Origin of the sequence: Bacteroides sp. 3_1_23, from assembly GCF_000162555.1 — a bacterium.
Taxonomy (GTDB): domain Bacteria; phylum Bacteroidota; class Bacteroidia; order Bacteroidales; family Bacteroidaceae; genus Bacteroides; species Bacteroides ovatus.
Genome location: NZ_GG774949.1, coordinates 1,611,453 through 1,623,832 on the forward strand (window position 1 = coordinate 1,611,453; position 12,380 = coordinate 1,623,832).

At 36.5% G+C, this 12,380-nt stretch carries 22 protein-coding genes; all 22 read right to left on the reverse strand.

Annotated features, from left to right (window positions below; all coding sequences use genetic code 11):
* Nucleotides 1-11: 11 nt before the first annotated feature.
* Nucleotides 12-470 carry a hypothetical protein gene (locus HMPREF9010_RS18065; protein WP_008647758.1) on the reverse strand — a complete coding sequence of 153 codons (459 nt, stop codon included), beginning with the start codon at nt 468-470 and terminating at the stop codon, nt 12-14.
* Nucleotides 471-1,491: 1,021 nt separating this feature from the next.
* Nucleotides 1,492-2,760: an RNA-directed DNA polymerase gene (locus HMPREF9010_RS18060; protein WP_008647760.1), complete on the reverse strand. Its 1,269-nt coding sequence runs from the start codon at nt 2,758-2,760 to the stop codon at nt 1,492-1,494.
* Complete coding sequence (locus HMPREF9010_RS18055; RefSeq protein ID WP_008647761.1) at nt 2,757-3,080, reverse strand: hypothetical protein; 324 nt, start codon at nt 3,078-3,080, stop codon at nt 2,757-2,759. The genes HMPREF9010_RS18060 and HMPREF9010_RS18055 overlap by 4 nt, the downstream gene beginning before the upstream one ends.
* The gene (locus tag HMPREF9010_RS18050; RefSeq protein WP_008647763.1) at nt 3,070-3,672 is read right to left on the reverse strand and encodes a hypothetical protein; all 603 of its coding nucleotides are present in this window, start codon (nt 3,670-3,672) and stop codon (nt 3,070-3,072) included. The genes HMPREF9010_RS18055 and HMPREF9010_RS18050 overlap by 11 nt, the downstream gene beginning before the upstream one ends.
* Before the next feature lie 12 nt (nt 3,673-3,684).
* Nucleotides 3,685-4,038 (reverse strand): hypothetical protein, encoded by a 354-nt coding sequence (locus tag HMPREF9010_RS18045; RefSeq protein WP_008647765.1) that lies wholly within the window; start codon nt 4,036-4,038, stop codon nt 3,685-3,687.
* A gap of 2 nt (nt 4,039-4,040) precedes the next feature.
* Entirely contained in the window at nt 4,041-4,217 is a 177-nt protein-coding gene (locus tag HMPREF9010_RS26095; RefSeq protein WP_008647767.1) for a hypothetical protein, read from the reverse strand.
* A gap of 9 nt (nt 4,218-4,226) precedes the next feature.
* Entirely contained in the window at nt 4,227-4,451 is a 225-nt protein-coding gene (locus tag HMPREF9010_RS18040; protein ID WP_008647769.1) for a hypothetical protein, read from the reverse strand.
* A gap of 447 nt (nt 4,452-4,898) precedes the next feature.
* Nucleotides 4,899-5,507 carry a hypothetical protein gene (locus tag HMPREF9010_RS18035; RefSeq protein WP_008647771.1) on the reverse strand — a complete coding sequence of 203 codons (609 nt, stop codon included), beginning with the start codon at nt 5,505-5,507 and terminating at the stop codon, nt 4,899-4,901.
* 12 nt (nt 5,508-5,519) lie between these two features.
* Nucleotides 5,520-5,798, reverse strand: a complete 279-nt coding sequence (locus tag HMPREF9010_RS18030; protein ID WP_138340100.1) for a hypothetical protein — start codon at nt 5,796-5,798, stop codon at nt 5,520-5,522.
* A 17-nt stretch (nt 5,799-5,815) separates the two neighbouring features.
* Nucleotides 5,816-6,025, reverse strand: coding sequence for a hypothetical protein (locus tag HMPREF9010_RS18025; RefSeq protein WP_008647773.1), 210 nt, complete (start codon nt 6,023-6,025; stop codon nt 5,816-5,818).
* Nucleotides 6,026-6,042: 17 nt separating this feature from the next.
* Nucleotides 6,043-6,744, reverse strand: a complete 702-nt coding sequence (locus HMPREF9010_RS18020; RefSeq protein ID WP_008647774.1) for a hypothetical protein — start codon at nt 6,742-6,744, stop codon at nt 6,043-6,045.
* 4 nt (nt 6,745-6,748) lie between these two features.
* The gene (locus HMPREF9010_RS18015; protein WP_008647775.1) at nt 6,749-7,213 is read right to left on the reverse strand and encodes a hypothetical protein; all 465 of its coding nucleotides are present in this window, start codon (nt 7,211-7,213) and stop codon (nt 6,749-6,751) included.
* A 4-nt stretch (nt 7,214-7,217) separates the two neighbouring features.
* Nucleotides 7,218-7,451 carry a hypothetical protein gene (locus HMPREF9010_RS18010; protein WP_128131928.1) on the reverse strand — a complete coding sequence of 78 codons (234 nt, stop codon included), beginning with the start codon at nt 7,449-7,451 and terminating at the stop codon, nt 7,218-7,220.
* Nucleotide 7,452: 1 nt separating this feature from the next.
* The gene (locus HMPREF9010_RS18005) at nt 7,453-7,830 is read right to left on the reverse strand and encodes a hypothetical protein (RefSeq protein ID WP_008647778.1); all 378 of its coding nucleotides are present in this window, start codon (nt 7,828-7,830) and stop codon (nt 7,453-7,455) included.
* Between the two features lie 221 nt (nt 7,831-8,051).
* Nucleotides 8,052-8,462, reverse strand: coding sequence for a hypothetical protein (locus HMPREF9010_RS18000; RefSeq protein WP_008647779.1), 411 nt, complete (start codon nt 8,460-8,462; stop codon nt 8,052-8,054).
* Between the two features lie 37 nt (nt 8,463-8,499).
* A complete protein-coding gene (locus tag HMPREF9010_RS17995; RefSeq protein ID WP_008647782.1) occupies nt 8,500-8,817 on the reverse strand; it encodes a hypothetical protein in 318 nt (105 codons plus the stop codon).
* A 12-nt stretch (nt 8,818-8,829) separates the two neighbouring features.
* Nucleotides 8,830-9,507, reverse strand: a complete 678-nt coding sequence (locus HMPREF9010_RS17990; RefSeq protein ID WP_008647784.1) for a DUF4120 family protein — start codon at nt 9,505-9,507, stop codon at nt 8,830-8,832.
* A gap of 11 nt (nt 9,508-9,518) precedes the next feature.
* A complete protein-coding gene (locus tag HMPREF9010_RS26100) occupies nt 9,519-9,695 on the reverse strand; it encodes a hypothetical protein (protein ID WP_008647785.1) in 177 nt (58 codons plus the stop codon).
* A gap of 279 nt (nt 9,696-9,974) precedes the next feature.
* A complete protein-coding gene (locus HMPREF9010_RS17985; RefSeq protein ID WP_008647786.1) occupies nt 9,975-10,250 on the reverse strand; it encodes a hypothetical protein in 276 nt (91 codons plus the stop codon).
* Entirely contained in the window at nt 10,247-10,501 is a 255-nt protein-coding gene (locus tag HMPREF9010_RS17980; RefSeq protein WP_008647787.1) for a hypothetical protein, read from the reverse strand. The genes HMPREF9010_RS17985 and HMPREF9010_RS17980 overlap by 4 nt, the downstream gene beginning before the upstream one ends.
* The gene (locus HMPREF9010_RS17975) at nt 10,485-10,811 is read right to left on the reverse strand and encodes a hypothetical protein (protein WP_229086126.1); all 327 of its coding nucleotides are present in this window, start codon (nt 10,809-10,811) and stop codon (nt 10,485-10,487) included. Before HMPREF9010_RS17975 ends, HMPREF9010_RS17980 begins: the two co-directional genes overlap by 17 nt.
* A gap of 332 nt (nt 10,812-11,143) precedes the next feature.
* Entirely contained in the window at nt 11,144-11,836 is a 693-nt protein-coding gene (locus tag HMPREF9010_RS17970) for a J domain-containing protein (RefSeq protein WP_008768591.1), read from the reverse strand.
* Between the last annotated feature and the right edge of the window lie 544 nt (nt 11,837-12,380).

A 12,380-nucleotide genomic window follows, 5' to 3' on the forward strand; every position in this document is an offset into this window, starting at 1 on the left:
AGTCTGATTATTTATTTCTCTACTGTAATCCAGTTTTTGAGAATTACTAAATCTCTGTCTTTGTTGCTTTGCCAAAACCATTTACCCATTTTATTAGCGTCCCAACCTATACCCAATATTATTTGACAGAGAATGTATAATTCCAATTCGACTTGTGCTATATCTCGACCAACTCCAAACAACATGTCTTCATCCTCTAAATCTTTATCAGACAAAGCCTTAAAGTATTTTCGGCTTTTACATTCACTCATTGTTGATGGGATAGAATGTTTATATCGAGTATATAAATGCTCTACATTAGACAGAAACTCATCAAGAGAAGCGCATAATTCCACACCTAAGTCTCCCTCATACTGCGAATTCTGTATAATATATTGGCCATTAAGTTTGAAACTTCGTGTTTTAAAATCTACTTTAAACTTGGTTCCGTTCTCTACAGCCTGTATTGATTCTTGATAAATATTTTTCATAATGTTTACTTTTGATTTTATACTCAAACCTTTGACACATTTCTTTAAAAGTCTGATACTAACATCCAGAATACGCCGGAATATAGGTTTATAAAACCGTAGATGCCGGCGTAATTGTCGGATAGTTGTTAAACGCAAGGTTCTTGTATAAATGAAAGTTGTGTTACTTATAAAACAGCCCCCATTTAGCGTGACACATGTCTATATGCTTATGATATATACTGTATCAAGTAAGATACCCGCGTAATCCTAGGTCATACATAGGATGACTGTCATCACGCGGACATCATATCTTGTCCAGTATGTTAAATTACTAAATCCCAGACTGTAAACTTTGTGTTAAGTAATAAGTTGTAATTCTCAAAATATTGGCACATTTCTATACTTATTCGATTTAGAGCTGGTGTGATCAGGAACGGACCAGGACAATTAGTACTCGGTCCTTCCTGATATAACCAGCTATATAAATGATATTTCTTGAATTACATATCTGTGCTAAATAGTTATCCTCATAATACTGATACATTACTTTACCCAATAGATGTATTCCGGTTGGATATTCCTGGAGCAGATGAGTTATCGACTCATAGATCCAGGAAGCTGCTCACCGGAACAGTAAACAAATGTATTCCTTGGATAACTTCGAATGTATTTCGCTTATTTTACAAGTCCTCAAATGAATGGCACATCACTTTACTCTCATGATAATTATAAATATGACCTGATCGAGAACCTGAGGTGAGAGGCTATGCAGCCTTGTAACCTCCGGTGAACGATCAATAGTTCATACTTTAGAATATGAAATTTTCTTCTTGAACTCGCCTGCTGTGCTGCTTTATAAACCCTCATAACAATCGACACATTTATTTATCTTCATTGATATAATCCAGATGATTATATGGTACCCGGAGTAGATACTGAAGGATGTAATCCTTCAAGGATAGAATCGGGGTACCTAATATATAATCTGGATATTAAACACTTGTTCCTTGGATTTATTTACTGTGTGTTCAGATTGTAGTTACAATATTGCCACTAAAGTATTGTACGCTGTTCTTCTGGTCAAAATAGCATTCTGCATACAACCTATTGTCAAATAACCTTCAATTTCTTTACTTTTAGATTTATTTCGATTAGCCTTTACGTTCCGACCAATGCCTCTAACAACACAACCATCCGGCTTATCCTTAACATAGCCAAGACCACCAACTTTATGTTTCCCAGTTTCAACGGCTCTAAGGCAATCCATTACGAATTTATTCAATTCATTAATATCAACCCGAACATTACATACTGGAAGGGTCTGAGTCGCCCAACTATATTCTCCATTGCCTTTATATAAATATCGGTTAACCGAATCCACAGCCTTCTTCAACGTAATACCACGTTTTCTGATGGTTCTTGATTCTATTTCTTTCTGGAAGGTTTTAAGACGATTGGGAGAGAAAGAAATCATACTTCCCTTAATGCTGAAACCTAGAAATTTGAACCACTTGTCCATAGTCAGGTACTCTACTTTCTTGGGATTCAAATTCATTGATTTTTCGGCCAATCTCTTTTGTAAAATGGTCATAGCCTTTTCATAGTCCGGACCAACGAACAGCATATCATCCGAATACCTTACGTAAAACCCATTCAATTGGGACAGTTCATCATCCAGGCTATATAGCAACACGTTGGCTAACCAGCTTGCTACTGCGCATCCTTGTTTAAGTGATTGATATTTCTCATGCAGTTCGTTGTTCTCATCGAAATACAATCCGCAATGATAGTATTTTCTTAATACATCAATTAACACAGAATGACCATACTTAGCTTCCACCTTATCAAAGGCTGCGTCAATAAACTGAATGGGAACACTGTCAAAATATTTACTTAAATCAGACTTCCAGCCCACAAAGCCATCGCTTTTCATGTCAACTATTGTGTGACTTACTTCCAGAACCACTTTACCACAACCAATACCAACCTGATAAGATTTACAAGCAGGATGAATCATCTCTGGCATTAAATCAAATAGCAAATCATTCGCGATGCTTAGGATTATACGGTCAATAGGTTCGTTGACATATACAGTACGAAACTCTCCGTTATCTTTCGGGATTTGTGCAATATGTGGTGGTGTTATTTGATATTTACCATTCAACATAGCTTCTGCCATGCGAATTCTGGTTGGTTCTTCTGTCAGTTTGATAAGTTCGCTCTTCCGAATATCCTTCAGAACGCCTTTCTCAATTGCTTTTGTCCATCTATTAATGTCGAAGAACATTGTAAGAATCTTATCTTTCATTTTATATCTCCTTTCTTTTTGAGTTGTTCCTTATATCTCCTGTGCTCACGAATTGTTGCTGCCCATTCTGCTTTTGTAGGTTTGTATCGCCCTTCTGCTTTACGTTGTTTTAAACTCTCTTTATTTTTCAAATATTTGTCTGGGCAACAAATAAATTGAATAAGACGCTTGCTCACTCCAAATATTTTAGCAAGTTTAGAGTAACTGATTAATTGCTTTTCTCTCAACCATTTTATATATTCTTTTTGGTCTGGAGTGAGCTTTATTCGTCTATCATATTGGGTTCCAGCGATACGAATCTTTTCTGATTTATACGGCATCGTTTTTAGGATACATTAAATCATCGTGTAAATTGTTAGGACATCGTTCATCAAACCAATGCCAAACATCAATCTTTGAGGTTCCGGTCGGGAAGTTGAGAAAGTCTTCTTCAATCTCATCATCGTTATTGATCGGGATGTCTCCAAACATTTCCCATAATTCTGAAAGGGTGCATAATTCTACATGCTCTTCACAAATATTACACCAGCAATCTTCTTCCTCAACTGAATCATTATAGCTGATTTCATCTGTATTTGGATTTACCCATGCTCTTTCTTCAACATTATTACTTCCACATTTGGAGCAATACAATGTGTCTAATGACCTTATCCCCTTCTTTTTAAACACTATGTCAAACTGTTTGAGATTTGAAAGTTCGATGAGAACCATTTCTGTAATAAAGGCTCTCATCTTATTAATCTGTTCATCTGATGATATTCCCCATATATTAGCCGCAGCTTGTACTGCATTTTGCATGGAAAAACAGATTTGAGTCCAATCATCATACTCTTTTTTATCTTCGAGAATTTCATGAATTAGCTTTTGGGCTTTCTCAATGTACTCTTGGTTGAATGATTTTGATGTTTTCATATAACTTCACAATTAGTTTAATTTATTATACCATTCTGTTTCAGCAGCATTTGCTTCACGATACAGCATATATACACCACCAATAGTTGAGTTGTAAATAAGAGTGTATCCATCCTTTTGATGTACTGAATCAGTGCCATTATTCACCCACCTTGGTTCTTCGCTGCAAATATCATCGTCAGTCCATTCATCGCTATCCCATTGCTTCAGATAATCAATAACAGCTTTTCCATTCGCATCGGTAAAAACAGTCCCATACCCTTTACCATCGTACAGTTTATCACATTCGTCCAGCATGTCTCCGTACTGGACATCAATGACAATTCTATAAAGCTTTTGATTTCCCATTGAACTTAAATGCGGCATAACTATCTTTTCTTATTACGTTTACGATCTCTTCTTATTTGTTTCTTATTGCGTCCATTTTTAGTGGACGAACCTTTATATGTAGGAGGAACCCGTCTCCACGGAGTCGATTTCTCTTCATAGTCTTCTATTCTTTCAAAATAGACCGTAGGTGGATTTTCAAATAATATCATATTCATTTTTATTCTTTATTGAAGTAAAATCGTTCTATCAAATCTCTGTTCATCAATCAATTTAGGAACACCCGAAGTTAAATCCCAAAGCCGGTATTCCTCAAACATTCGAGTTTCCGGATTTATCTTTAGTGTCAATTTCCCAATACTTATAGTTGTTTCCTTTTTAGGGAAAAATACATCAGCGCCTCGGATAGTAAGCCCCCAACAGGTTATAGCTTTTGTTTTCGGTTCAAACATTTTATCTCCTTTCTTATTTATATTATCTTTATTATTACTTTTGCAGAAAAAATATCATGAAAAACATTAATTTTATATCAACTATTCTCGGGCTTGTATTTCCTGTCATTGGAATCTTATTAACTGTTTTATATAAAAGTGATAATAGGATAACGGTACTTTTTTTTATTTTATTTTTACTTTACGAAATACCTATACTGATTAAAAGATTTCTATTCTATAAGAAAGAGAGAGTAAACCCCAATTTGAAAAATCTTATTAGAACTGAGTATTCAATGAGTATTTTTTCTTTTTGGGTTTATTCGATTTTAGGATTACTAATTGTCGCCTTTGCAATTATCTATCTATTGCATGTTTCTCTTGAAATACACTACCCTGGCTTTATACAAAGGATGGTTAATTCGTTAGAAAATTATTAATAATATTCAACTTGTACGGATTTGAGGGTTAATACTTCTTTCCGTGCATCTTTTCACGGAGTTCGTTATACTTCATTTTCTGCTCGATGTGCCAAAGCAGGTCTATATCTAAGTGCTTGGCAAGCCCGAAGATTGATAGTATCATATCATTCACGGCTGTAGGAAAATCAAATATTCCGTCATATCTAACAGGAAGTGTAGAGATGGAATAGATTGATTCGGTGAAAGTTTCGTCTTTACAGGCTTCTGCCATATCTTCAATACAGTCATCAATATCTCCGTTGGCAAGTTCAAGGTTTATTCCTCGAAGTCCTGCAAGATCAAGCAAGCGGATAACAGCATCAGCTAATTCTTCTTCGATTGAACCTTTAATGGTTTCGTTATATGCAACTTCGTAACCGCGCTCTTTGGGAATATCTGGGTCTAACCCTTGACAAATGCGACTGTTAGCAATCTTCTTATTATACCAATCAACATTGGCTCGTTTACCTTTTCTATCAGCTTCCACAGCTTCCATGAGTTCGGATATTATAAAGCAAAGAAGATGTTCATTACTCAACTCCTGATTGTGAAACCCATGTTCGCAAGCGATTTTATATGCTTTATCCCGTAATTCGTTTAAATTCATTTTATTCATATCTATTCTGTTTTATACTATTAATATTATCCTTTTTTCTATACGAAGTAAGTTGTGATTTGTGTCAGGGGCAAGCCATACAAGATACCATTCCCCTTTTATAAATCCTTTCCACATTTTACCTTCGTATCTTCCTGTAGGTATTGAAGTCGAATATTCTTTCAACCCCTTAAACGTTTGTTCGCTCATAAGTGCATGGGTATCGTCCAATTCAATAAATCTTCTGTGAGGTTGTTGCCAATGTTTCCCTAATGGATCAGTAATTGGCGGTATTATCTGTTCTCCGTTCATTTCTTGACCACTTAAAATTACCAAACCCTGATGTCATAGTCTCTAAAATAATATTCCAGTTCTTTTATCCCTTCCAAACTGTGCAGTCCACCCTCGCCAACTACTTCAATATCAACAGATATTTCATAGTCTGTTTTAATATTTACCTTAGAACTATTGAAAGTTTTTTTCACGCATTCTAAAATGCTTGAAGAATCTGTACCATTTTTTACTATATTGAGTACCATTGTTTTTTGAATTTTAATTATGCAACATCATCTAACGGTCCACTATAAACTCTTCCATCCATATAATACAACCTGTCATCATACTGGTTGTTATGTAATTCCTCCCGGATTGCATTTTCATCATTGGCCCAATACTCATATTCTTCATGCCAGCATTTGAAAAAACTGTCGTAGCATTGTTCTATTAAGTCTGTGAGCGAAAAGTTGTCCGGATAACTGCACCAAGTTTTATAATATTTAATGATAGGTTCAAGCAAGTAATAATCGTAACACATACCAGTTAGTGGACAATCCTCTAAAGATTTAATAACCCTACTTCGTCTATGCTTATAAGTGTGTTTCCCGTCTATACACTCACCTGAAGTTGAATAATATTGGCCATGCGTAATGTATGGCATAATATTATTATTGATATATCGGAACAGTAACTTCCCACACAAATCCTCTGCGTAAATGTCATTATCACAATTAACTGGACATTCAAAAATTGGGTTATAACTACATTTAAAATTAAAATCGTATCCGCTATAGTTAACACTCCAACTATATGATTGGGTGTTTGTCAATTTCTCGAAAGCTCTTAGAGACGTTACATAATCCGAACCATAACCCTCCATGCACTGCTCCATTATATTCCAGCGTTCACGCTCAATAATTTCCTTTTGTACCTCATCCGACAATTCATCAAAAGTGTACAGTTGCAATGTTATTGTTTTCATTGATTTAAGATTGTTGGTTTTCAAACTCCATATAAAGGAACTCTGATATATTTGACTGGAAATTATAGGATATTCCCCATGTTCCAAAAGTTTCAAAGAACCAGTCAACAAGAAAGTCCCGGTCCTCGTTAGCTTGTTCGCTGTCTTCACCGGCATCTAATCTAGCGATCATAGCATTTACAAGAGGCGTATCGTATGTAACCTCTCCATAAATATGATAAGGGTAGTCATAATCAATGTTATTGAAATTACCACAAATCCTGTGGTCTGGATTATGCAAGTATTTCTTCATATCAGAATTAAATTGCCAAGCCATTACATTGCTGTAATCTTCCAGATATTCATCCGAAAAGTTCTCCATGATAAAATCTTTATTTTCATCATCAACCATGCTTTCACGTGCATCTTTGAGAATTTGACAAAGGCGTGTCGCCATATTATCAATATTTATATACTTCTTTTCTTCCATTTTACTACTTTATTTGAAGTTGAAGATTATCATTACCATAAGAATACATCATTACAGAAGCTCCACAAGGAGCATTTTTACCAGCATGGAAACATCTCACACCTATTTCACGAAGTTTCTGAAAAGCATCAAATGATTGATTTTCGTTTGGAAAATGCAAATCAATAGAACTACCAATATCTACATGCTGTACCTGCAAGGATACTTTGTTTTTGTGATTTAAGACTATTACATCCATATTATTCATCGTTTTCTTGTTCACGTCTATATTGTCTGTATCTATCGTATGCTTTAAATGTCTCTGCTATAGTTTCAGAGAGATCATCAAATTTTAGAGGAGTAATTTTTGCAAAATATGCAATCCCTTTAGTTGTATAACAACAATTTGTTACAAGTCTATCTGGAGTGCCAAACAAACCACGAACTTTAAATCGGTCATCTGATCTTACTTGGAAATGTTCTGACAACACCTTCAATGTTTCATTACCAGCTTTGACTGCTTCTTCCAAAGTATCAAATATACCTATGGCAATTGTTTTACTACAAGAAGTAGCTGGGCAGCTACCTATCGGTCTGTCATGATAACGAAATTCTATTTCTAACAATTCCTTTTGCATATTTCCTTTTGTTTTTATTATCGAATAGTTTTTTGATGGTGTCCATAGTTGTCCACTTTTTGAATATTAACTCGCTTTAACTTTAAAGGAAAAGGCGCAACCAGAACAATAACATTCTGATCGCGCCACCCTTCAAACAAAAACATGTCGAACAACACACATGGAAACAACAAATATATGTAGTGTTCCGGGAATCGAACCCGGATTTCTACCATAACACTTTACTCGTGCTTACGATACTCTTTCACTTGTTCAATATCATCCATATTGTTCCACCAATTTGAAAAGTCATAGTAAACAAGATCTTCATCGAATTCTTCTTCCCTATCTTCATCTGTAGAAATATAGTCTTCTCTGTCAAGGCTGGCTATATTAATCATATCTTCGGTGTCTGTGATACCATCAAACCAATCTTGCGCTTCTTTCACATCATCTTCGTTAACGCCTGCATCAAAATGTTCTCCATCCTTGTATCCAAGCCAGTCTGCAATTGTATCAAAGTCAAACCAAAAGAAATTATTTATGTCATCATCGGTCCAACCACTTTCAGGAGCAGCACTCTCCATTATGGATTCAATTTTATCCAGTTGTTCATCGGTACAGTTCTTTGCCCGATCCTCACCCCACTCCAAAATTTGAAATCTCGAAGTGAAATTTCTGATATAACTTTCATAGTTCGTTTGCTTTTAAAAGTTCCTTAGCAACTCTTCCTACCCGCAGCAAGTATTCATTCCAGACTCTCCCATCAGAGATTCTGTTCTGAACAACAGCACTATAACCGCATTTAATATTCAATTCTCTCACATCATAAGGGGAAACAAGCATACCTCCATGTTGTGCCAAGTTATAATCCGGTTCTTTAGGAAATGATTTTATATACCTCTTAATAATTTGAATACTCTCTTGCTTATCCTTTCCTTTGGATAACAATAGTTTCTCAATACTATTCATAACAGCATTGAGATTAGGATTTACTGAATACTTCATATTACAACAGTTTTATGTATGAATACTCCAACGTCTTTCAGTCGCATTTGGGGACATAATTATCCCGCCGCAAATTTTGCGTTTGCCATTTACCACCTCAGAGAATCCAAAGCTATTTTTCGCAAAATCACCATATATTTCAATATGTTGGTTAACGGCAAATCTCACCCATTTTTGTAGACTTTTCAAGCAATCTTCAAAACTTGAATCTTGCAATTCCGAAGCAATATTCTTGACCTCTTTTACACGCTCTGATATTTCTGGGGACATTTTAAATTCCAATGGTTTGTTTATGGCTGCATACTCTTCAGGGTATTGAATGGAAAGTTGATGTATCCGGCTTCCCCAAATATTATTGAATATTGAAATAACCTTATCCTTGGATACTTTCTGAAGTTGTGCTCCATCCCAATAAAAATACTTATTATAGTCCAAATCGTCCCAATAAACAATACTTGCGATAATAGCATGAGAATTTTTCATAATTGCAAACCGGTTACTTTCTGACGAAAAAAGACTTTCTACACTGGGGCCAATAAAACACAGATGTGTTCCGTGTGTGCGCACTAACCAAAAAAATGGCTCATTAGTCTTTTCAAGAGTTTTCAAATCATACTTCTCGAAATCAGAGATGCACAATTTAGTATCGTATAACTCTTTGCGCATTTGTTCGATAATTTCTGGTATCATACTTCTTTATTTTAATTTTCACTTTTTATCAATCTTCCAGTATAACCACGGTATTCAAGCAATGTCACAATAAGATGATCTGGCACATCTCTCAAACGTCTGTAATTTTCTGTTAACACTTCAAGCAGATATTCTTCATCTTGTCCCTGCAAAAGATTAGTCAACTCCCAGCCATAACTTGTGTACATACCTATATATTTACTACTTTGGAATAACGTAATTCTCCAGTGTATCCACGTCTACGCAATTCAGCAAACAACATGTTGTCATCAAAGTCAGACATTTTCAGAGTAGCTTTTACTCCTTGTTGAGTTATGCCGCCACTAGATTTGCGTCTTCTTTCCTTGTCACACTTCTTACAATAGTTTGCCAACCCATCTTTGGTTGCTTTATTCTTAGAAAAATTTGATCTGGGCAAACTCTGACCACATTCTTTACACACTTTTGTTTCCCTTATTATCTTGATATTAATTGTTCTCTTCGGGATGGAGTTTCAAATACTCGGTAAGTTCACAGTCATATATTTGTTCCTGAACAATTTCAGAAACAAGGGAATCTCCTTTAGTCTCCCAGAATTTCACCAACAAATCAATATTGGCGCATTCTGGGTGCTCTGTAATTATGCGCTCTCGGATTTCTTTTGGGATGCTATCAACTACATCGCACACATAATTCAAGCGGCAGGCTTTTAATGTTAGTATAACAATAACACATCCCACGATTACTTTGAATATCTTTTTCATTTGATACGTTTTTTACCGCTGTACATTTCCAGTGCACGCTCTACGAGTAAGTTCTGATTCCTGTCATCCAAATTGGCAAAAAATTCTTCTACCGCTCCATAATGACCATTTTGACTATTATATTCACGCCACTTGTTCCATAAATGTCTCCATCCACATTCGGCTTTTTCAAAAGCAACAGCACATTCGTGCTCATCCCAGCAATTCCACATATAGTAGAAGAAACTGGCTATATCATTCTTTTTTGCCATTATCTTTCACATCAATCATTATAAACTTGAAATATTTCCAACTCTCCAATACAATACTATATTGCTTCTCATCCTCCAGTTGGTACATGGTACCATCTTTCAATGTTAGGAAGTAAGTGTTTCCATCTATCCTCACAGTCTTCTCCACGCGCTGTATGTTTCCTGTAAATACCCGTATAGTTTTGGCATTTATCGCAATACAGGAAAACAACAGGCATATAACTACCAAGATTTTATAAAATTTACTACCAATTGCAGTAGCTACTTTGATATACTTTTTCCGCTTATATACCACAACATACTTCTTCATAGATTTACGCTTTAAATAAATCATACACAGTTTTCCGCTTCACGGTAACATTTTGAGATTTAGGCAAATAGAATGTCATACTTGCACAAGAGGTAGAAATAACTTTTACGCTCGTTCTTTGGATTCTTGCTCGTTTCATGCTTTATATTTTAAAGGTTTACAATCAGACACAAAAATGGCACGCACTCAAAAGTACATGCCACAATTAAAGTGGGTAACAAAGACTCGCACTTCTTGCACGCTACGCTTCCACGTTCGTTTTACCCATAGAAATAGCACGCCTGTATTCACCTCCAGACGTGCTATATATGTTATGACTTACCAGTTTTTATTTATGCAGCCATTCGCGCATCATATTCCGCACGCTTTTGAGCATTTCCCAGAACTTCCCATGCTGCATTTACCTCTTGCATCTTTTCATTGGAACCACCGGCATCAGGATGAGCAGATTTAGCAGCTTGTTTGTATGCAGCTTTAATTTCCGCTTCCGTAGCATCATGCTTCACACCCAAGATTTCATAATAGTCAGCAGCTTTTGCAGCTACTTCTTCAAAGTTCAAACGGAATTTCAGAGCATCGAAAGACGCTTTTGTAGCAGCATGGATTTTCTTCTTAAAATCACGCGCTGCACAATCCAGGTCTTTCTTTGTAGGCACCAAACCAATACGGCTCCATACACTTCCCTCAACATCCCACTTCTTTGACACTTTGCAATCACTTGTACGCACTATGATTTCAGCCGGTGTACCGCTACGCAATTTGGATGCAATACCACCATTATCTTCACGCAGCCCAGCTTCCACCGCTTTCACAGTCCAGAACGTAGCTACCACATTCTTCCACACGCGGAAAATCTCGTCCTGTGTCTTATCCTTTGGCGTGTATTCATCACCGGCAAAATTCAGTCCTGAATAATGCGTTTCTCCGTCACGGTTTACACTCTTATACACCAAAGTTACGCCTACCAACTCATTTGCGTTTAAGTTCTCAAATTGTACACTGTTATACCTACTAATTGTTCCCATGATTACTGTTTTTTAGGAATTTTCTGCAATAGCGCATTGTAGGCAATCGGGGAATCGAACCCCGACCTACCAAAATAGGAACGCACCACCGAAAACGTTTACACGCTTTCGATTGCGTTAAAGCCCAATCAGAGCATACTGGACATTCACCTATCCAGCACACTCTATGTACAACTTTTTGCCCGTCACTAACAGCGCAACGGAGCCGTGCGCCCTGTGTATGAGTGCTCACCAACTGCAACCAAACCGATTGAATTGCAGCTTTTTACATACGCTTTCGCCTATGTGGTAGGTAATTTCCATCGTTACTGTTAAAGCACACTTTTGGCATACACTTCTTCACTGTTAGGGCTGCGTTGCGTTGGTGATTACGGTGGTGCAACTTGGGCACACTTTCGACAGAGTCAGTTTTACGTTTTCACGCACTTTTGGCTCACCTTTTCTCAGTTCGCATTAGGGGCAGATTTTCACACCTTTGCGCAGACATCCGTTTTTCGGTATGCAAGTGTGACAGGCACACTTATGGCACTAAGCCCACGCTTTT